Origin of the sequence: Streptomyces sp. Inha503 (assembly GCF_047215865.1) — a bacterium.
In the GTDB taxonomy this organism is placed as follows: Bacteria; Actinomycetota; Actinomycetes; order Streptomycetales; family Streptomycetaceae; genus Streptomyces; species Streptomyces lycopersici.
This window is the reverse complement of sequence record NZ_CP178360.1, coordinates 9,575,582-9,594,461: the sequence shown is the minus strand read 5'-3', so window position 1 is coordinate 9,594,461 and position 18,880 is coordinate 9,575,582. Positions and strand designations below refer to the sequence as shown.

Below are 18,880 nucleotides of genomic sequence, written 5' to 3'. Positions count from 1 at the left end.
TCGGGCGTGTCCTCAATCGCCGGACGGGCTGAAAACAGCCCCTCCGGGCTGAAATCAGCCCCTCGGCGTTTGAGGAGCGGGGTCCGGGGCGGAGCCCCGGTTGTGGGAAGGGGCGGGTAGGGGAAAAGCCCGCCGCAGGCGTGACCGCAGCGTGGTCAGCCGACCATCGCCCGCTCCTCCTCGGCGCCCCTTGGCTCGGCGCCCCTGGGCTCGGCCACCCGGTCCCGGGCCCCACCCCGGTGCGCCGGATCGTGGACCTCGCCGACCAGCTTCTCCAGGACGTCCTCCAGGGCCACCAGCCCCAGCACCGTGCCCGACGCGTCGGCGACGGCCGCCAGATGGGAGGCGGCCCGGCGCATCGCGGTGAGGGCGTCGTCCAGCGGGAGCTCCGCGCGGAGCGTCTCGATCGGATGCCAGACCCGCTGCGGCACGGCCCGCTCCGGGAACTCCAGCTCCAGGACGTCCTTCACATGCAGATAGCCCATGAAGGCGCCGCCGGGGCCGCGCACCGGGAAGCGCGAGTAGCCGGTGCGCACGGTCAGCTCCTCGATCTGCCGGGGGGTGACCGAGGGGTCCACGGTGACCAGGCCCGCCGGGTCCAGGAGGACGTCGGTGACCGGGCGGCTGCCCAGCTCCAGGGCGTCCGCGAGCCGCTCCTGCTCCCCGGGGTCGAGCAGCCCGGCCTGCCGGGAGTCCTCGACCAGATGGGTCAGCTGCTCGCTGGTGAAGACGGCCTCGACCTCGTCCTTGGGCTCCACCCGGAACAGCCGCAGCACCAGCCGGGCACAAGCCCCCAACAGCGCGGTGACCGGCCGGCACAGCCGCGCGAAGGCGACCAGCCCGGGGCCGAGCCACAGCGCGGTCTTGTCCGGCGCCGCCATGGCCAGGTTCTTCGGCACCATCTCGCCGATGACCAGATGGAGGAAGACCACCAGGGCGAGCGCGATGGCGTAGCCGAGCGGATGGATCAGCTGCTCGGGCAGATGGACGGCGTGGAAGACCGGCTCCAGCAGTTCGGCGACGGTCGGCTCGGCGACCGCGCCGAGGGTCAGCGAGCAGACGGTGATGCCGAACTGGGCGGCCGCCATCATCTGCGGCAGGTTCTCCAGGCCCGTGAGCACCGTACGGGCGCGTCCGGAGCCCTCGGCCGCGCGCGGCTCGATCTGGCTGCGGCGCACCGAGACCAGGGCGAACTCGGCGCCCACGAAGAAGCCGTTGGCCAGGACCAGCAGAAGGGCGAAGAGAAGCTGTACCAGGCTCATCGTCCGCTCCCCTTCCCGGCCACGGCAGGGGCAGCCATCTGAACGGGGGGCGTACCCGGCTTCGTACGGACGATGCGCACCAGTTCCGCCCGGTGGTGGCCGACCTGCCGGACGGCCAGCTTCCAGCCGGGCAGCTCGGCGATGTCGCCGGGGGCGGGGATCCGCGCCAGCAGATCGGCCACCAGCCCGGCCACGGTCTCGTACGGCCCGTCGGGCGCGTCGAGGCCGATCCGGCGCAGGGTGTCGACGCGGCAGGCGCCGTCGGCGTCCCATACGGTGCGGCCGTCATCGGTGAGGGTCTGCACCAGGTCGGGGGTCTCCGCGGCCTCGTCGTCGTGCTCGTCGCGCACCTCGCCGACCAGCTCCTCGACGATGTCCTCCAGGGTGACCACACCGGCCGTGCCGCCGTACTCGTCGACGACCACGGCTATCGGCTGCTCGCTGCGCAGCCGCTCCAGCAACGGCTGCACCGGCAGCGTCTCGGGGACCAGCACCGGGGACTGGGCGATCCGGCTGACGGGGGTGCGCAGCCGGTCGTCGGACGGCACCGCGAGGGCGTCCTTGAGGTGCACCATCCCGATGACCTCGTCCAGCCGGTCGCGGTAGACGGGGAAGCGGGACAGCCCGGTGGCCCGGGTGAGATTGAGCACGTCCACGGCGGTCGCCGTGGAGTGCAGCGCGCTGACCCGCACCCGCGGGGTCATCACATGCTGGGCGGTCAGCTCGCCGAGCGAGAGGGTGCGGACGAACAGATCGGCCGTGTCCTGCTCGAGCGCACCGGCCCGCGCCGAATGGCGGGCGAGCGAGACCAGCTCACCGGGGGTACGGGCGGAGGCCAGCTCCTCGGTGGGCTCCACGCCCAGCGCCCGCACCAGCCGGTTGGCCACGGTGTTGAGCAGGGCGATCACGGGCCGGAAGAAGCGGGCGAAGGCGTACTGCGGGCCCGCGACGAAGCGGGCGACCTGCAACGGCCGGGAGACCGCCCAGTTCTTGGGCACCAGCTCGCCGATGACCATCTGGATGGCGGACGCCAGCAGCATGCCGAGCACGATGGCGACACCGGAGACGGCGCCGTGCGGCAGTCCGGCCGCCTCCAGCGGCGTGGTCAGCAGATGGCCCAGCGCGGGCTCGGCCAGCATGCCGACGATCAGCGAGGTGATGGTGATGCCGAGCTGGGTGCCGGAGAGTTGGAAGGACAGCTCGCGCAGCGCCTCGACGACGGTACGGGCGCGCTTGTCGCCCTCGTCGGCGGCTCGCTCGGCGTCCGGCCGCTCGACGGTGACCAGGCCGAATTCGGCGGCCACGAAGAAGCCGTTGGCGAGGATCAGGACGAGTGCCGCGGACAGCAGCAGGAGGGAAAGGGTGATGCTCATGCCGCCGCCTCGTGGTCGGCGGCGGCGCAGGTACTACAGGACGATCCGTCCATCTGCTGAGGGAGTCACTCCTCGGGTCGCAGGGGAGCCCGCCAGGGGCGCACGCGGGCGTGCGCGCTGGAGAGGCGGGGCGGGGCACCGTTCGGCCCCGGCAACAGAGTAATCAAGGATGGGGCATGACGGGCAGGCCCCTCACGCCGTTGGAGTGCCGATCCGCTCGTCGGCCGGTCCGTGGGGCTCGCCCGGCAGGGGGCGGAAGTGGATGTGAAGGGGCTGCTCAACGCCGCTGGGGCCGGGCGGTCCCGCCGGGTGGCTCAATCCGTGACACGGCCCGTCCCGTGCCGCTCGGCGAGGGCGCGCAGGGCCCGCGCGTCGTTGATGGCGTGCGCCTTGGCGATGCCCGGCTGGATGCCCATCGCGGGCAGGCTGGTGCCGTCGGCGAGGTCCAGATAGACCCAGGGGTCGCCGGGGCGCAGATTGACCCGGAGCACCTCCGCCCACTCCAGCCGGCGCCTGGTGGTGAGGTTGACCACCGTCACACCGCCCTCCTCGGCCACCACCTTGGGGCGGCTGAGCAGCATCAGCCCCCCGAAGAAGAGCAGTCCGGTGAGGATGAAGCTGGCCCGCTCCCCCGGCCCCAGCCGCTCCAGCAGCAGGGCCACGGCCGTGAGGACGACCAGGACGGCGACACCGACGGTCATCAGGACGGCCCGGGTCCTGGTCGGCCGGAAGGTGACGGGCAGGGCGGGGGTGGGCGCGGCGGCGGACACCTGGTCGGCCTCTCGGATGGGAGGGAACGGGACGTGGGGCAGGGACGGGGCGGGCCGTCAGAGGCGGCAGGCGTGGATGCCGGTGGTGAGGATGGCCCGCGCCCCCAGGTCGTAGAGCTCGTCCATGATCCGCTGGGCGTCCTTGGCTGGGACCATCGAGCGGACCGCGACCCAGCCCTCGTGGTGCAGCGGGGAGACGGTGGGCGACTCCAGGCCCGGGGTGAGGGCCACGGCGCGCTCCACCTGCTCCACCCGGATGTCGTAGTCCATCATCACGTAGCGCCGGGCCACCAGGACGCCCTGCATCCGGCGGAGGAACTGCTGGACCTTGGGGTCGTCGCTGGGGTCGCCGGTGCGGCGGATGACGACCGCCTCGGACTCCAGGATCGGCTCGCCGATGATCTCCAGCCCGGCGTTGCGCAGGGTGGTGCCGGTCTCGACCACATCCGCGATGACCTCGGCGACACCGAGCTGGATGGCGGTCTCGACGGCGCCGTCGAGGTGGACCACGGCGGCGTCCACACCGTTGTCGGCGAGGTGCTTGGTGACCAGTCCGGCGAAGGAGGTGGCCACGGTCATCCCGCCGAACTCGCTGACGTCCTTGGCCGTGCCGGGACGGGTCGCGTAGCGGAAGGTGGACCCGGCGAAGCCGAGCTGCATGATCTCCTCGGCCTGGGAGCCGGAGTCCAGCAGCAGATCGCGGCCGGTGATGCCGATGTCGAGCCGGCCGGAGCCCACGTAGACGGCGATGTCGCGGGGGCGGAGGAAGAAGAACTCCACCTCGTTCTCCGCGTCGACCAGGACCAGCTCCTTGCGGTCCTTGCGCTGCCGGTAGCCCGCCTCATGGAGCATCGCCGACGCAGGCTCGGACAGTGAACCCTTGTTGGGGACGGCGATGCGCAGCATGAGTGCTCTTTCCTTCGGTGGCTCGGTAGCTCGGTAGCTCGGTGGCTCGGCTGGCTCGGTGGCTCGGCTGGTTCGGTAGCGAGGGTGCGGGTGTCTGACGGGGGTGTTCAGAGGTGGGCGTAGACGTCGTCGAGGGTCAGCCCCTTGGCGACCATCATCACCTGAAGGTGGTACAGGAGCTGGGAGATCTCCTCGGCGGTCGCCTCGTCGCTCTCGTACTCGGCGGCCATCCACACCTCGGCGGCCTCCTCCACGACCTTCTTGCCGATGGCGTGCACACCGGAGTGGACCAGCTCGGCGGTGCGGGAAGTGGCGGGGTCGGCCGTGGCGGCCTTCTGCTGGAGCTCGGCGAAGAGCTCCTCGAACGTCTTCTTGGGCATCGTGTCCGTCATCCTACTTGGGTCGTGCGACGCCCCTCAGCGCCAGGGTTCGGCGACCGAGCGCAGGGTGGTGGCGGTGGCGACGGCCGCGGTGACCGCCTCGTGGCCCTTGTCCTCGCTGGAGCCCGCGAGCCCGGCCCGGTCCAGGGCCTGCTCCTCGGTGTCGCAGGTCAGCACGCCGAAGCCGATGGGCACACCGGTGTCCACGCTGACCTGGGTCAGCCCCTGGGTGACGCCCTGGCACACATAGTCGAAATGCGGGGTGCCGCCGCGGATGACGACGCCCAGGGCGACGATCGCGTCATAGCCGCGGCCCGCGAGCACCTTGGCGACCACCGGCAGTTCGAAGCTGCCCGGCACCCGCAGCACGGTGGGCTCGTCGATGCCGAGCTCGCCCAGCGCGCGCAGGGCGCCGTCGAGCAGCCCGTCCATCACCTTCTCGTGCCACTGTGCGGCGATGACGGCGACGCGCAGGTCCCCGCAGTTCTTCACGGACAGTTCGGGGGCGCCCTTACCGCTCACGTCTCTCCTCGGTGTTTCTGTGGTGGTGCGTGGATGTGCGTTGGTACGGCTACTGGTTCCGTGTGGCTACTGGTTGCCGCAGGCCGATATGGGCTCGGCGCGGTCGCCGTCCAGCCAGGGCAGGTCATGCCCCATCCGGTCCCGCTTGGTGCGGAGGTAGCGGAGGTTGTGCTCCCCGGCCTGGACGGGCATCGGCTCCCGGCCGGTGACCCGCAGCCCGTGCCGGACCAGCGCCGTGGTCTTCTCGGGGTTGTTGGTCATCAGCCGCAGCGAGCGCACGCCGAGGTCGGCGAGGATCTCCGCGCCCGCGGCGTAGTCCCGTGCGTCGGCGGGCAGGCCGAGCTCCAGATTGGCGTCCAGGGTGTCCCGGCCCAGCTCCTGGAGCTCGTACGCGCGCAGCTTGGACAGCAGTCCGATCCCGCGCCCCTCATGGCCGCGCAGATACAGGACGATGCCCCGGCCCTCGGCGGTGACCCGCTCCAGCGCGGCGTGCAGTTGGGGGCCACAGTCGCAGCGCAGCGAGTGGAAGACATCGCCGGTGAGGCATTCGGAGTGGACGCGGACCAGCACGTCCTCGCCGTCCCGGATATCGCCCTGGACCAGAGCGATGTGCTCGACGCCGTCGGCCGCGCGGTAGCCGTACGCCCGGAAGTCGCCGAAGGCGGTGGGCAGCCGGGTCTCGGCCTCGCGCCGCACAAGCGGCTCGGCGGGCCTGCGGTACGCGATCAGATCGGCGATGGAGACGATCGCCAGGTCGTGCTTGTGGGCGAAGGCCACCAGGTCGGGCAGGCGCAGCATGGCGCCGTCCTCCCCCGCGATCTCGCAGATCACGGCCGCCGGGCGCAGTCCGGCCAGCCGGGCGAGATCGACCCCGGCCTCGGTGTGGCCGTCGCGCTCGAGCACCCCGCCGGGGCGGGCGCGCAGCGGGAAGATGTGGCCGGGCCGGACGAGGTCGCCGGGGGTGGTGTCCGGGTCGGCCAGCAGCCGCAGGGTGGTGGCCCGGTCGGCGGCGGAGATACCGGTGCTGACGCCGTGGTCGGCGGTGGCGTCGACCGAGACGGTGAAGGCGGTCCGCATGGACTCGGTGTTCTCCTCGACCATCTGCGGAAGCCGCAGCCGGTCGAGGTCGGCGGCCTCCATGGGCGCGCAGATCAGCCCACGGCACTCGTTCATCATGAAGGCGACGGTCTCGGGGGTGATCGTCTCGGCGGCGGCGACGAGGTCGCCCTCGTTCTCCCGGTCCTCGTCGTCCACGACGACCACGGGGCGGCCCGCGGCGATGTCGGCGATGGCGCGCTCGATGGGGTCGAGCGCCAGTTCGTCGGGCCAGTGCGCGGCTCGCAGAGGGGCGGCCGGGCCGCTCGGCTGCGGGTCGGTCACCGCGTATGCCTCACTCATGATGTGGCCTCCTTGTCCTGCGTGCCGTTGTCCCGTCCGAGCAGCCGCTCGACGTATTTGGCGAGCACGTCCACCTCGAGGTTGACCGGGTCACCGGCCTGTTTGACCCCGAGCGTGGTGAGCGCGAGGGTCGTCGGGATGAGGCTGACGGTGAAGTAGTCGGGGCCCGCGTCCACGACGGTGAGGCTGATGCCGTCCACCGTGATGGAGCCCTTCTCGACGACATAGCGGCCGAGTTCGGCGGGCAGCGAGATCTTCACGATCTCCCAGTGCTCGGAGAGCTTGCGGTCCAGGATGGCGCCGGTGCCGTCCACATGGCCCTGCACGATGTGGCCGCCGAGCCGCCCGCCCAGCGCCATCGGGCGCTCCAGGTTGACCCGGGAGCCGATGTCGAGCGCGCCGAGACTGGAGCGGTTCAGGGTCTCGGCCATCACGTCGGCGCTGAACCGGGTGGACTCCGCGTCCTCGATGATGTCGACGACGGTGAGACAGACGCCGTTGACGGCGATGGAGTCGCCGTGCTTCGCCCCTTCGGTGACGACGGGGCCGCGTACCTGGAAGCGGGACGCGTCGCCCAGGTGCTCGATGGCGACGATCTCACCCAGTTCTTCGACAATTCCGGTGAACACTTCAGTTCTCCTCGGCGAGGGGGGCGGGGGCGGCGGGAACGGCGATGGGGACGGCGGTGACGCGCAGATCGGGACCGAGCCGGGTCACATCGGCCGTCTCGAGGCGCAACGCCTGCGCGATGGTGGTGATTCCGGCGTCGGCGAGGGCGGCGGGGCCGGCGCCGAGCAGGACGGGGGCGAGATAGCCGACGACCTTGTCGACGGCGCCCGCGGCGAGGAACGCCCCGGCGAGGGTGGGTCCGCCCTCCAGCAGGACGGAGCGCACCCCGCGGCCGTGCAGCTCGGCCAGGAGCGCGGGGATCCGGAGGCCGGTTTCCGCGCGCGGCAGCCTTACGGTCTCCACGCCCGGCCGCCGCGGCAGATGCGCGATGCCCGCGTCCTCGGCGACGGCGATCAGCGTGGGCGCGGCGTCGTCCAGGATCCGGGCACCGGGCTTGATGGTGGCGCCCGTGTCCACGACGACCCGCAGCGGCTGGGTGGTGCCCTCCCGGTTCCGTACGGCCAGGTGGGGATCGTCGGCGCGCAGGGTGCCGGAGCCTACGACGACGGCGTCGGCCTCCGCGCGCAGCCGGTGCACATCGGCGCGGGACTCGGCGGAGGTGATCCAGCGGCTGGTGCCGTCGGCGGCGGCACTGCGGCCGTCCAGGGTCGCGGCGAACTTCCACAGCACGAAGGGGCGACCGCGGCGCATCGCGGTCAGCCAGGGCTCGTTGACCGCCTCGGCCTCGTCGGCCAGCAGCCCGGCGTCGACCTCGACCCCGGCGGCTGCCAGGGTCGCGGCGCCGCCCTTGGCCTGGGCGGTGGGGTCGGCGACGGCGTAGTGGACGCGGGCGATCCCGGCGGCGATCAGGGCCTGCGAGCAGGGGCCGGTGCGGCCGGTGTGGTCGCAGGGTTCGAGGGTGACGACGGCGGTGCCGCCACGGGCCCGCTCCCCCGCCGCGCGCAGCGCGTGGACCTCGGCGTGCGGACCGCCGGCCCGCTGGTGCCAGCCCTCGCCGACGACGCGGCCACCGGCGTCGAGGATGACGCAGCCGACGACGGGGTTGGGGCTGGTGTGGCCGAGGCCGCGGGCGGCGAGCGCGACGGCATGGCGCATCGCTTGGGCTTCGGCTGCGGTGGCCACCGGGTCCTCCTGCCTCTTCGGGCACGGACTCCGGGGCTGTCGAGATGACACGGAAGCGGGAACGCCGCCGCCAGCGCGCCGGGATCGGCGAAGGTCCGCATCCCTCGTACCCGAGGGCGGACCGCCGAGGCGGCGCACCGGTGATGTCGCTACCGCCGCGCACTGCCTCCCATCCGGACTTTCACCGTCGGTCCAGGAATTTCACCTGGTCAACCGGCCGCTGGCGGCGGACGGGTCGCGGACTGTAACCGCCGGTTCGGATTTTCACCGACCCCGGAGTGCGCTGACGTCACTGGTACGGACTCAGTGTGCCATGGCCATCGGCGCAGGTGGGAGGCGACCCCCATGTGGCCTCCCTCACCCACCCACCCTCCGGCGAGCCCCCTCCCCCCGCTCCGGACCGGATCCCACCCAGGTCCGGGCCGGGTCCCCACCCCGGTCGGGGTGGATCCCTCCGGTCCGGAGCGGTTTCCCCATCCCGGTCGGGAGGGGTTTCCCCCGCCCGGACCCGGGAGCGGATCCCCCACCCCGCCCCTTCCCGAATCGGGGGCAAGCCCCCGAGCCCCGTTCGGGGCGCCCTTCACACCGTGGAGGTCCACCGAGGCCCCGGCGCCCCGCAGGTGGGCCCGGTACCGCTCGCAGGGCACCCGGTCCCCGGCGGCCGGATGCCTCGACGCGGAGACCGTCCCCGGTCCCGGGGCCGGGGGCCTGCCCCCGGTTCGGGAAGGGTCGGGGCGGGGCGGGGAGAAACGCACCCGGCACCGTCGCAACCACCGATCACCGACCACCGACTCGCCACGCCCCCCTGCCGCCCGTGCGGTGGCGGGGTCGGGGGCTTGCCGCCGGATTGGTCAGCCCTGGGCGATGCTGTCGAGTTGTTCCACCGCCGGCCGCAGGGCCCACAGGTCGCCGCCGGGCGGGGTCTGGAGCTTGGGCAGCGCCGCTCGGGCCTTGCGATCACCCGCGTCGGCCGCCGCGTGGACGATGTCGCTCGCCGCGTAGGCGCGGAAGTCGAGCTCCGGGTACGGCCAGGGCGCGGCGCCCGTGGCCGCCGGGAGCAGGACGTCGACCGCCGTGAAGAGGTTCGCCCCGTCGGGCCCGGTGTAGTGCCACAGGTCCACCCCGACGTGCTTCCCGATGGCGGCCATCCGGGTGTACGCGACCAGGTTGAAGGTCGAGTAGTGGAAGCTCCGGGTGCGCTCCAGCTCCTGCGGCTGCGTGCCGTCGGCCGCGATCTGCGTGTCGATGCGCTTGGTGCGGGCGTCGCGGAGCACCTGGCGGGCGCGGTCCCGGTCGCCCACGGCGGTGGCGATGGCGGCGACCTGCATGTCGTAGAAGGTGCCGTGGTTGTTCTCGGCGGCGCCCTCCTCCTTGCCGAAGTCGCTGTTCACCAGCCAGTCCAGGAACTGCTTGTTCCAGGTGCGGAAGCCCGCGTGGTCGCTGTCGGACCAGCCGGGGGCGCCGGTGTCGAGGAGCGCTGCGGCGTCGAGGAGGCTGGTGAAGGCCTGGGAGAAGTCGATGATCCCGATTGAGCGGCCGTCGTACATGCAGGGGATGAACTGCGCGTGGTTCAGGTTCGGGTTCATCCGGGTCTCCGGGGTGATGAACCAGGTGCGCAGGATGTCCGCGGCGTGTTCGGCGTAGGCCCGCTTACCGGTGTAGTACCAGGCCAGGGAGAGCTCGTAGGCGGACTCGAAGACCTTCCCGACCTCGGGACGGTCCGTCATCTTGTCCACGTCGGGGTTCCGTTGGCCATCCTTCTGAACGTAGGGGCAGCCATACGGGTTGTCCTGGGTCTTGGGCTTGCTGGGCCACCAGTAGGGGGCCTGGCTGAAGTAGTCGTGTTTGTCGCCGCTGGGCGGCACCTGGTCCTTGTCGGTGACCGTCCAGGGCCCCTGCTTCATCCACTGGTCGGCCTGGGCGGTCAGATCGCGTACGGTCCGCCGCAGATTTCGGTCCCCGAGCTGGAGTTTCAGCTTGGTGAGGGACAGTCGGGGCCCATCCAGCACCACCGTACGGGGCACCGGGCCGGAATGCCGGACGCGCTCGGCGCCCTGCGCGGAGGGGGCGGCGGGGATCGCCAGGACGGCCAGGAGGGCGGCTGCGGCGACGATCGCCCGGGCGATCCGCCCGCGTCCCGCTGGAGGTGCACCCATCGAGCACTCCAATCAGATAGCTGAACGCTATTCAGAATTGAGATCGGGCTCAGGGTAAGACGGCTCCATGGGCACGACAAGAGATCGCACAGGAATGCCCTCACCCCACGGATGCGGCACCGATGCGGCGCGCCGAAGGGCTACGGGGCGCCGAACAGCTCGTTCTGCGTCGCGTCCAGCGCCGTCAGCACGGCGCCCCGCAACACCCCGCCACCGCCCACCACCCCCGCGCGCACCCACGTCCGCAGCGGCGACAGCCGGGCCACATGCTCCTCCACCCGCCGGGCGAGCCCCTCGCCCCCGGCCCGGCCGACCTCGCCGCCGAGCACCGCGCACCCCGGGTCGAGCACCGCGCAGATCGCGGCGACGCCCAGCGCGATACGGGCCGCCAGCGCGTCCAGGAACGCCTCGCCCCGCTCCCCCGCCGCCAGGGCCGCTCGGATCACCGCCTCCGCCGCGCCGGAACCCTCCGCCCCGTCCCCACCGAAACCGCCCGCAGCGGTCTCCAGGCCGTGCTGCCGGGCGAGTTCACAGACCGCCGCACTGCCCACCAGGGAGTTGAACCCGCCGTCGCAGCCGGTGGCGGAGGGCAGCCCTACGGTGCCGGGCACCGGCAGAAAGCCGATCTCCCCGGTGCCGCCGGACGCACCGCGCCGCAGCACCCGGTCGAGCACCACGGCCGCGCCGATGCCGTGGCCGAGCCACAGCAGTACGAAGGTGTCGCGGTCCCGCGCCGCGCCCAGCCGCTGTTCGGCGACGGCCGCGAGATTGACCTCGTTCTCCAGCAGCACCGGTGCCGCGAGGCCGCCATGCAGCGCGGTGGCCAGCTCCCGGTGCCAGGAGGGCAGCCCGCCCGTTGAGTTGAGCTCCCCGGTGGCCGGGTCGATGAGGCCGGGCACCCCGATCCCGATGTGGTGCAGCCGCGCCGCCCCGGCCCGCTCGGCGGCCCGCTCCACCAGGGCCACCACGGCCGCCACGGTATGCGCCGGATCCACGTCCGGGGCCACCGGAAGCGACTCCTCCGCCACGGTCCGGCCCAGCAGATCGGCCACGCACACGGCGACACCGTCCGTACGGACGTCCACCCCGGCCACATGCGCGCTGTCGGCGACGAGCCCGTACACCCGGGCGTTGGGCCCCCGGCGCTCCGCCCCCGACTCCCCCACGACCGCCACGAGACCGGTCTGCCGCAGCCGCTCGACCAGGTCCGCGATGGTGGGACGGGACAGCCCGGTCAGCGACTTGAGCTCCCCCGCGGTCAACGGCCCCTTGTCCTTGAGCAGGTGCAGGGCGAGGCGGTCGTTGATGGCCCGCGCCGTACTCGGAGAGGCGGTGCGGCCCGCCACGGACACGCTCGTCGAGGTCATGCCGGGATCCTTCCAGAAGGCCGTCGGAAAAGCTCTATCTATCAGGGAGCCTTCCTGATAGTTTCCGGTGGGCCACGGCACAGACCAAGAACAACGGCACAGACCAAGAACAACGGCACAGACCAAGAACAACGGCACAGACCAAGAACACGGGTAGGCACACGGGTACGCACACGGGTCGGCGCTACGGGGAGGGTGCGACAAGCATGGGCAGGCTCAAGGAGGCCGGGGCGTCCGAGATGCGCCCGGTACGGCGGGCGCGGATCGCCGTGGCGGCGGTCTTCGCCGTGCACGGCGCGGTGACGGGCAACTTCGCCACCCGTATCCCCTGGGTCCAGGAGCGGCTGGACCTGAGCGCCGGTCAACTCGGCCTCGCGCTCGCCTTCCCCGCCATCGGGGCCTCGGTCGCGATGCCCCTGGCCGGGCGGATCAGCCATCGCTTCGGCGCCCGCACGGCGCTGCGCGGACTGCTCGCCCTGTGGACCATCTGGCTGGTGATGCCCCCGCTCGCGCCCGGACTGGTCTGGCTGTGCGGTGCGCTGCTCATCTTCGGCGCGACCGCAGGGATGTCCGACGTCGCGATGAACGCCCTCGGCGTGGAGATCGAGAACCGCCTCGGCCGCTCGATCATGTCCGGGCTGCACGGCATGTGGAGCGTCGGCGCGCTCACCGGCTCGGCGGCGGGCACGGTCGCCGCGCACGCCGAGGCCGACGCCCGGCTCCACCTCACCATCGCCGCCGGGGTCCTCACGGTGCTCGGCGCGGTGGCCTGCCACTGGGTGCTGGATCTGCGCAGCGCCCCCGAGGAGCACCCGCCGCCCCGCTTCGCCCTGCCGCCCCGCTCCGCGCTGATCATCGGCGCCGTGGGATTCTGCGCGGTCTTCGCGGAGGGGGCGAGCCTGGACTGGTCGGCCGTCTATCTGCGCGACGTCCTGGACACCTCCCCCGGCCTCGCCGCCGCCTGCACCACCGCCTTCTCCTGCACGATGGCCGGCGCCCGGCTCGTCGGGGACGCGGTGGTGGGCCGCTTCGGACCGGTGCGGACCGTACGGACCGGCGGCGTCCTCGCCACCGCCGGGGGCGTCCTCGTGGTCACCGCCTCCGGACCCGCCCTCGCCATCGCCGGATTCGGCCTGATCGGCCTCGGCATCGCGGTCGTGGTGCCGCTGGCCTTCGCCGCCGCCGGGCGCAGCGGCCCGGCCCCGAGCCAGGCCATCGCGGGCGTCGCCACGATCACCTACACCTCGGGGCTGATCGCTCCGGCGGCGATGGGCTCGATCGCGGATCTGACCTCGCTGACGATCTCGTTCTGCCTGGTCACGACGTTGGCGCTGGGGCTGGTCGCGGGGGCCGGGGTGCTGCGGCCCCGGGCGGGGACGGACGCCGCGGGCTCCGCCCCGCACCCCGACCCGTCGACGTCCCGGGCCACGCTCCCCTGACGGGGGCGAGCCCGGGGCGGTGCGCCGGCTCCGGCACCGCCATGGTCCGGCTCCCGCACGGCCGTCGGTCGGTTCCGACACGGCCGTCGGTCGGTTCCGACACGGCCGTCGGTCGGTTCCTGCACGGTCACCGTCCGGCTCCGGAACCGCCATTGTTCGGTGAGCGCCGTAAGGATCCGGCCGTACGGTCGGTGATATGAGCGATACGAGCGACGGCCCGGCCCCCGACCGCCACACCGCCTTCCGCCGGCTCCACCACGGCGACCGGCCCCTGCTGCTGCCCAACGCGTGGGACCACGCCTCGGCCGCCGCCCTGGTCCGGCGCGGCTTCCCCGCCATCGGCACCACCAGCCTCGGCGTGGCCGCGGCGGCCGGGCTGCCGGACGCGACTGGCGCCGCCCGCGACGGCACCCTCGCCCTCGCCCGAGGCATCGCCCGGCTCCCGGCGCTGGTGACCGTCGACATCGAGGGCGGGTTCGGCGAACGGCCCGAGGAGGTCGCGGCGGTCGCGGCCGAGCTGGACCGGGCCGGGGTGGTCGGCGTGAACATCGAGGACGGACGCCCCGACGGCACCCTCGCGCCGCTGGCCCGGCAGTGCGCGATGATCGAGGCCGTCAAGGAGCGGGTGCCCCGGCTGTTCGTGAACGCCCGGACCGACACCCACTGGCTCGCCGCGATCGGTGGTGGCACCCCGCCCTCGCTGGCCACCACCGCCGAGCGCATCGAGGCGTATGTGCGGGCGGGCGCGGACGGGATCTTCGTACCCGCGCTCATCGACGAGCAGAACATCGGCGCGCTGGCCGACGACCTCGGCGAGACCCCGCTGAACATCCTCTTCACACCCGGCCGCCACACCTACGAGCGGCTGGCGGAACTCGGGGTGCGACGGATCAGCTGCGGTTCGCTGCTCTTCCGGGCCGCCCTGGACCATGCCGTCGAGCTGGCGTGGTCGATCGCCCACCCGGACGCCCAAGCCCCTGTCGAGCAGGCCGCCGACCTGCCCGGCTACGCCGAGGCGCGGTCACTGGCCGACGACTTCACCACGGCCGATCCCACATAGCTGCAAGACACATATTTTCGGCCAACTAACATTGCTGCGAATCCCCCGCAGCGATGAAGTGGAGCAGTCATGGGCCTCGGCGTGGGCTGGACCCTGCACGGCGATGGGCGCACCCCCGCCCCCGGTGCCGTCGTCAGGCCGGATGAGCGGCTGTCGTGGCCGAGGACGGTGGGGCTCGGCGCGCAGCACGTCGTGGCCATGTTCGGGGCCAGCTTCGTCGCCCCGGTGCTGATGGGGCTCGACCCCAACCTCGCGATCATGATGTCCGGGGTCGCGACCGTGCTCTTCCTGCTCGCGACCCGCGGCCGGATCCCCAGCTATCTGGGGTGCAGCCTGTCCTTCGTCGGCGTGGCCGCCGCGATCAGGGCGCAGGGCGGCGGCAGCGCCGCCGTCACCGGGGCGATCCTGGTGGTCGGCGGTGTGCTGCTGCTGAGCGGTCTGGCGGTACGGACGTTCGGCGCCCGGATCATCCACGCGGCGATGCCGCCGGTGGTGACCGGCGCGGTGGTCATGCTGATCGGGTTCAACCTGGCGCCGGTGACCGCAGGTACGTACTGGCCCGCCGACCAGTGGACCGCGCTGCTGACGATGTTGCTCACCGGGGCGGCGGTGGTCTGTCTGCGGGGCTTCTGGTCGCGTATCGCGATCTTCCTGGGGCTGGTCTTCGGCTATGCGGTCTCCTGGGTCTTCGACCGCGTCTTCGGCAAGATCCACTCCATCGACGGCAGCGGACGGGTGACCGACCACTGGCGGCTGGATCTCTCCGGTGTGGCCAAGGCGGACTGGATCGGTCTGCCGTCCCTGCACGGGCCCACCTTCCACTGGTCGGCGGTGCTGGTGGCGCTGCCGGTGGTGATCGCGCTGATCGCCGAGAACGCCGGGCATGTGAAGGCGGTCGGCGAGATGATCGGCGATCCGCTCGACGACCAGCTGGGCACGGCGATCGCCGCGGACGGCGCGGCGACCATGCTCTCCACCTCGGTCGGCGGCCCGGCCAATACGACGTACTCCGAGAACATCGGGGTCATGGCCGCCACCCGGGTGTACTCCACCGCCGCGTACTGGGCCGCCGCGGGCTTCGCGCTGCTCTTCGGGCTGTGCCCGAAGTTCGGCGCGGTGGTGGCGGCGGTGCCGGGCGGGGTGCTGGGTGGGATCACCGTCATCCTCTACGGCATGATCGGGCTGCTGGGTGCGCAGATCTGGGTGCACAACAAGGTGGACCTGCGCAATCCGCTCAATCTGGTGCCGGTCGCGGCGGGCGTCATCATAGGCGTCGGGGGCGTCAGCCTGAAGATCGGCAACAACTTCGAGCTGGGCGGGGTCGCGCTGGGCACGATCGTGGTGCTGCTCGGCTACCACGTGCTGCGTGCCCTGGCTCCGGCACATCTGAAGCAGCAGGAGCCGCTGCTGGACGCGGGCACCAGCGGATACGACGAGGAGCGGTCGGCGTAGGCGCAGGGGGTGGGGTGTCCGGGGGGCGTGACGCCTGCGGCGGGCTGCTCCCCTCCCCGCCCCTTCCCACAACTGGGGCTCCGCCCCAGACCCCAGGCGGGGCTCCGCCCCAGACCTCGGACGGGGCCATGCCCCAGACCCCAGGCGGGGCTCCGCCCCGCGCCCCGGACGGGGGTCCGCGCCAGACCCCGGACGGGGCCACGTCCCAGACCCCCGGACGGGGCCACGCCTGGGGTGCAGGGGCGAGAAGCCCCTGCCGCACACGCTGGGAGTCGTATCCGGGTTGCGGGAAGGGGCGGGGAGGGGACAGATCCGCCGCCGGGCAGCCCGTTGGCCCTGGAGCGCGCGCGAAAACCCTCAGGGCCTCATCCTCGTGGGGCGAGGTCCTGGAGGCCCACCACCCGTAGCAGTTCCAGCCGCTCGGCGGACTCGCTGCCGGGGCGGGCGGTGTGGACGATCAGCCGCTGGGCGTGTTCCGAGCTCAGCAGGACCTCGCAGTCCAGCTCCATCGTGCCCACCACCGGGTGGGTGAACCGCTTGACCCTGGAGTGCCATACGGCCACCTCATGGGCCTCCCACAGCGCCGCGAACTCCGCGCTCACCGACAGCAGTTCGGCCACGAGCGCCGCCGGGCCGGGGTCGTCGGGGCGGGCGGCGAGCACGGCCCGGAGAGTGGCCACGTGCAGCCGGGCGTGCTTCTCCATCTCCTCGCTCGGGAAGATCCCGGGGGTGTCGGAGACGTCGTCGCGACGAGTGAAGAAGGACCGGACGATATTGCGGTCGCCGGGCGGCCGCCCCATGATGTCGCCGACCAGCGCCGCCGCCATCGCGTTCTGCGCCAGCACCTCGCCCCAGTCGGTGATCACCTGGGCCGGGGTGTCGTACAGCCGGTCCAGCACTCTGAGCAGACCGGGCCGCACATGCTCCGAGGTGCCGCGGTCGCGCGACGGCTCCTCCCCCACCAGGTGGAAGAGGTAATCGCGCTCGTCGTCGGTGAGCCGCAGCGCCCGGGCCAGCGCGGTCAGCGTCTGGCGGGACGGGCGCGGGCCGCGGGCCTGCTCCAGCCGGGTGTAGTAGTCCGGGGACATGCCCGCGAGCTGGGCCACCTCCTCCCGGCGCAGCCCTGGCGTACGGCGTCGGGGGCCGGGCGTCAGCCCCACCTCGGCGGGGCCGAGGCGGGCGCGGCAGCGGCGCAGGAAGTCGGCGAGTTCCGTTCGATGCACGCTCCCATCGTCGCGGTACCCGCGTCCGGTATCCAGGGTCTGCGGATCCCTGGATGAGGAGGTCTCTCCCGGCCCCGCCCCGCCCGCCGCAGGCTGAGGCCGAGCGACGAGACGAAAGGCGGATGCTCATGCCCTTGATTCTGGTGACGGGTGCGACCGGCCAGGTGGGACGGCGGTTCACCAAGCGGCTGCTGGAGCGGCGCGCGGCCGGCACCGAGGTACGGGTGCTGGTGCGCGACGAGGAGCGCGGCGCCCCCTTCGCGGCCCAGGGCGCGCGGCTCATGGTCGGCGATCTGCGCGAGGAGAAGGATCTGCGGAGGGCCATGGAGGGGGCGCATGCGGTGGTCAACATCGCGGCGGCCTTCCGCGGGGTGCCGGACGAGGAGGCATGGGCGGTCAACCGGGACGCGGCGGTCGCGCTCGGACGGGCCGCGGTCGAGGCGGGGACGAGCCGGTTCCTCCAGGTCAGCACCAATCTGGTGTACGGCGCCTCGCGCGGGCGGCCGTTCACGGAGGACGACGAGAGCAGGCCCGGCGGGCTGCTGTGGGGCGCGTACCCCGCCTCCAAGGCCGAGGCGGAGCGGGAGCTGCTGGCGCTGCACCGCGAGCACGGCCTCGATCTGCGGATCGGCAGCCTGGCCTTCGTCTACGGGGACGGCGATCCGCATCTGGCGAACATCCTGCCGCACGCGGCGGCATGGGCCGGGAACCAGCGGCTCGCCATGGTCCACCACGCGGACGTGACGCAGGCGCTGCTGCGGCTGCTGCGCGCGCCGGGCGGCGCGGCCGGCGGCTCGGTGTCGGGCCGCAAGTACAACATCGTGGACGACGCCCCGGCGACCACGGTCGAGCTCTACCAGATCAGCGGGGTGCCGCTGCCCGAGGGCATGACCGAGCGGACCGACGCGGACCCCTGGTTCGGGATCACCTCCAACCTCCGGCTGCGGGACGAGCTGGGCTGGCGGCCGCTGTATCCGTCGATGTGGACGGCGCGCGACGCGGGCGTGCTGTGATACGGCGGTTGACGGGGCGCTAGGCCGTCCAGGGGAAGCGGCGGCGTACGGCGGGACCGCGCCCGTCCGGCCTGCCACCCTGGCGTCCATGACGATGCCCACGCCCACACCCACGCCCGCGCGGCTCGCACCGCGCACCGTGCGAAGCGTCGTGGCGCGCATGAGCGCGCTCGGCGCGGCGCTGCCGCCCGGGGACGGGGTGGCGGTCTTCAACGGGGTGTATCTGTCGGTCACCGAGGAGGTCGGCCGACGGCTCGCGGACGGGTACTTCCACGACCCGTCCGCCACCGAGGAGCTGGACGTCCGGTTCGCCGAACGCTATCTGGCGGCGGTCGACGCGGCGACCACCGGCGGGCGGCCGCCCGCCTGCTGGCGGCCGCTGTTCCAGCTGCGGTGCCACCCGGGGGTCCGCCCGGTGCAGTTCGCGCTCGCCGGGATCAACGCCCATATCGGCCATGACCTGGCGCTCGCGCTGCTGGACACCTGCCGGGCCCGGGACATCGAACCGGACGCCCTGGAAGGCGACTTCGACCGGATCGGCGCGCTGCTCACGGGGATGGAGGAGCGGATCCGGGAGGAGCTGATGCCCGGCCCCGACCTGCTGGACGTGGCCGATCCGCTCACCCATCTCATGGGCTCCTGGAGCCTGGAGAAGGCGCGGGACGCCGCATGGGCGGCGTTCCGCGCGCTGTGGGGGCTGCGGGCGGTGCCGGAGCTGGCCGAGGAGTTCGCGGAGCGCGTCGACGCCACCGTGGGTCTGGTCGGGCGCTTTCTGCTCACCCCTCTGCCGTCCGGGCGCTGAAACGG

Annotated in this window: 17 protein-coding genes and 1 riboswitch; of the genes, 5 read left to right on the top strand and 12 right to left on the bottom strand. The window is 72.9% G+C overall.

All coding sequences use genetic code 11. From position 1 onward, the window contains the following. Positions 1-155: 155 nt before the first annotated feature. From ACJX2R_RS40770 to ACJX2R_RS40720, 11 genes are all read right to left on the bottom strand, one after another. Entirely contained in the window at positions 156-1,262 is a 1,107-nt protein-coding gene (locus ACJX2R_RS40770) for a hemolysin family protein (RefSeq protein WP_262700996.1), read from the bottom strand. After that, entirely contained in the window at positions 1,259-2,629 is a 1,371-nt protein-coding gene (locus tag ACJX2R_RS40765; protein WP_413106070.1) for a hemolysin family protein, read from the bottom strand. Before ACJX2R_RS40765 ends, ACJX2R_RS40770 begins: the two co-directional genes overlap by 4 nt. Positions 2,630-2,949: 320 nt before the next feature. Continuing rightward, positions 2,950-3,405: a PH domain-containing protein gene (locus ACJX2R_RS40760; RefSeq protein ID WP_413104163.1), complete on the bottom strand. Its 456-nt coding sequence runs from the start codon at positions 3,403-3,405 to the stop codon at positions 2,950-2,952. A 57-nt stretch (positions 3,406-3,462) separates the two neighbouring features. Then, complete coding sequence (hisG, locus tag ACJX2R_RS40755; RefSeq protein WP_137980388.1) at positions 3,463-4,311, bottom strand: ATP phosphoribosyltransferase; 849 nt, start codon at positions 4,309-4,311, stop codon at positions 3,463-3,465. A 107-nt stretch (positions 4,312-4,418) separates the two neighbouring features. Further along, complete coding sequence (locus ACJX2R_RS40750; protein ID WP_044568481.1) at positions 4,419-4,691, bottom strand: phosphoribosyl-ATP diphosphatase; 273 nt, start codon at positions 4,689-4,691, stop codon at positions 4,419-4,421. Between the two features lie 36 nt (positions 4,692-4,727). Continuing rightward, positions 4,728-5,213, bottom strand: a complete 486-nt coding sequence (gene ribH, locus ACJX2R_RS40745; protein WP_137980387.1) for a 6,7-dimethyl-8-ribityllumazine synthase — start codon at positions 5,211-5,213, stop codon at positions 4,728-4,730. 66 nt (positions 5,214-5,279) lie between these two features. Next, positions 5,280-6,611, bottom strand: a complete 1,332-nt coding sequence (locus tag ACJX2R_RS40740; protein ID WP_413104162.1) for a bifunctional 3,4-dihydroxy-2-butanone-4-phosphate synthase/GTP cyclohydrolase II — start codon at positions 6,609-6,611, stop codon at positions 5,280-5,282. Beyond that, positions 6,608-7,240 (bottom strand): riboflavin synthase, encoded by a 633-nt coding sequence (locus ACJX2R_RS40735; protein WP_413104161.1) that lies wholly within the window; start codon positions 7,238-7,240, stop codon positions 6,608-6,610. Before ACJX2R_RS40735 ends, ACJX2R_RS40740 begins: the two co-directional genes overlap by 4 nt. 1 nt (position 7,241) lies before the next feature. Next, complete coding sequence (ribD, locus tag ACJX2R_RS40730) at positions 7,242-8,363, bottom strand: bifunctional diaminohydroxyphosphoribosylaminopyrimidine deaminase/5-amino-6-(5-phosphoribosylamino)uracil reductase RibD (RefSeq protein ID WP_413104160.1); 1,122 nt, start codon at positions 8,361-8,363, stop codon at positions 7,242-7,244. Between the two features lie 155 nt (positions 8,364-8,518). Next, positions 8,519-8,649, bottom strand: a riboswitch (FMN riboswitch). Positions 8,650-9,214: 565 nt separating this feature from the next. Next, positions 9,215-10,519 carry an alginate lyase family protein gene (locus tag ACJX2R_RS40725; protein ID WP_413104159.1) on the bottom strand — a complete coding sequence of 435 codons (1,305 nt, stop codon included), beginning with the start codon at positions 10,517-10,519 and terminating at the stop codon, positions 9,215-9,217. A 140-nt stretch (positions 10,520-10,659) separates the two neighbouring features. Next, positions 10,660-11,886 carry an ROK family transcriptional regulator gene (locus tag ACJX2R_RS40720; protein WP_413104158.1) on the bottom strand — a complete coding sequence of 409 codons (1,227 nt, stop codon included), beginning with the start codon at positions 11,884-11,886 and terminating at the stop codon, positions 10,660-10,662. A gap of 206 nt (positions 11,887-12,092) precedes the next feature. On the opposite strand from ACJX2R_RS40720, the gene ACJX2R_RS40715 reads away from it, so the two are divergent. From ACJX2R_RS40715 to ACJX2R_RS40705, 3 genes are all read left to right on the top strand, one after another. Next, positions 12,093-13,325, top strand: a complete 1,233-nt coding sequence (locus ACJX2R_RS40715; RefSeq protein WP_413104157.1) for an MFS transporter — start codon at positions 12,093-12,095, stop codon at positions 13,323-13,325. A gap of 196 nt (positions 13,326-13,521) precedes the next feature. Then, positions 13,522-14,385, top strand: coding sequence for an isocitrate lyase/PEP mutase family protein (locus ACJX2R_RS40710; protein ID WP_413104156.1), 864 nt, complete (start codon positions 13,522-13,524; stop codon positions 14,383-14,385). 69 nt (positions 14,386-14,454) lie between these two features. Continuing rightward, positions 14,455-15,837 (top strand): uracil-xanthine permease family protein, encoded by a 1,383-nt coding sequence (locus ACJX2R_RS40705; RefSeq protein WP_413104155.1) that lies wholly within the window; start codon positions 14,455-14,457, stop codon positions 15,835-15,837. Positions 15,838-16,202: 365 nt separating this feature from the next. Here the strand turns inward: ACJX2R_RS40705 and ACJX2R_RS40700 are convergent, their stop codons facing one another. After that, the gene (locus ACJX2R_RS40700) at positions 16,203-17,060 is read right to left on the bottom strand and encodes a helix-turn-helix transcriptional regulator (RefSeq protein WP_413104154.1); all 858 of its coding nucleotides are present in this window, start codon (positions 17,058-17,060) and stop codon (positions 16,203-16,205) included. A gap of 128 nt (positions 17,061-17,188) precedes the next feature. Between ACJX2R_RS40700 and ACJX2R_RS40695 the strand changes: the two genes are divergently transcribed. Both ACJX2R_RS40695 and ACJX2R_RS40690 read left to right on the top strand, forming a co-directional pair. Beyond that, positions 17,189-18,073, top strand: coding sequence for an NAD-dependent epimerase/dehydratase family protein (locus ACJX2R_RS40695; protein ID WP_413104153.1), 885 nt, complete (start codon positions 17,189-17,191; stop codon positions 18,071-18,073). Between the two features lie 88 nt (positions 18,074-18,161). Then, a complete protein-coding gene (locus ACJX2R_RS40690; RefSeq protein WP_413104152.1) occupies positions 18,162-18,875 on the top strand; it encodes a DUF5995 family protein in 714 nt (237 codons plus the stop codon). Positions 18,876-18,880 lie beyond the last annotated feature (5 nt).

Coding starts and splice junctions, on each gene's coding strand:
- ACJX2R_RS40705 (WP_413104155.1), top strand. CDS start 14,455: ATGGGCCTCGGCGTGGGCTGGACCCTGCACGGCGATGGGCGCACCCCC.
- hisG (WP_137980388.1), bottom strand. CDS start 4,311: ATGCTGCGCATCGCCGTCCCCAACAAGGGTTCACTGTCCGAGCCTGCG.
- ACJX2R_RS40715 (WP_413104157.1), top strand. CDS start 12,093: ATGGGCAGGCTCAAGGAGGCCGGGGCGTCCGAGATGCGCCCGGTACGG.
- ACJX2R_RS40710 (WP_413104156.1), top strand. CDS start 13,522: ATGAGCGATACGAGCGACGGCCCGGCCCCCGACCGCCACACCGCCTTC.
- ACJX2R_RS40725 (WP_413104159.1), bottom strand. CDS start 10,519: ATGGGTGCACCTCCAGCGGGACGCGGGCGGATCGCCCGGGCGATCGTC.
- ACJX2R_RS40740 (WP_413104162.1), bottom strand. CDS start 6,611: ATGAGTGAGGCATACGCGGTGACCGACCCGCAGCCGAGCGGCCCGGCC.
- ACJX2R_RS40750 (WP_044568481.1), bottom strand. CDS start 4,691: ATGCCCAAGAAGACGTTCGAGGAGCTCTTCGCCGAGCTCCAGCAGAAG.
- ACJX2R_RS40695 (WP_413104153.1), top strand. CDS start 17,189: ATGCCCTTGATTCTGGTGACGGGTGCGACCGGCCAGGTGGGACGGCGG.
- ACJX2R_RS40690 (WP_413104152.1), top strand. CDS start 18,162: ATGACGATGCCCACGCCCACACCCACGCCCGCGCGGCTCGCACCGCGC.
- ACJX2R_RS40720 (WP_413104158.1), bottom strand. CDS start 11,886: ATGACCTCGACGAGCGTGTCCGTGGCGGGCCGCACCGCCTCTCCGAGT.
- ACJX2R_RS40770 (WP_262700996.1), bottom strand. CDS start 1,262: ATGAGCCTGGTACAGCTTCTCTTCGCCCTTCTGCTGGTCCTGGCCAAC.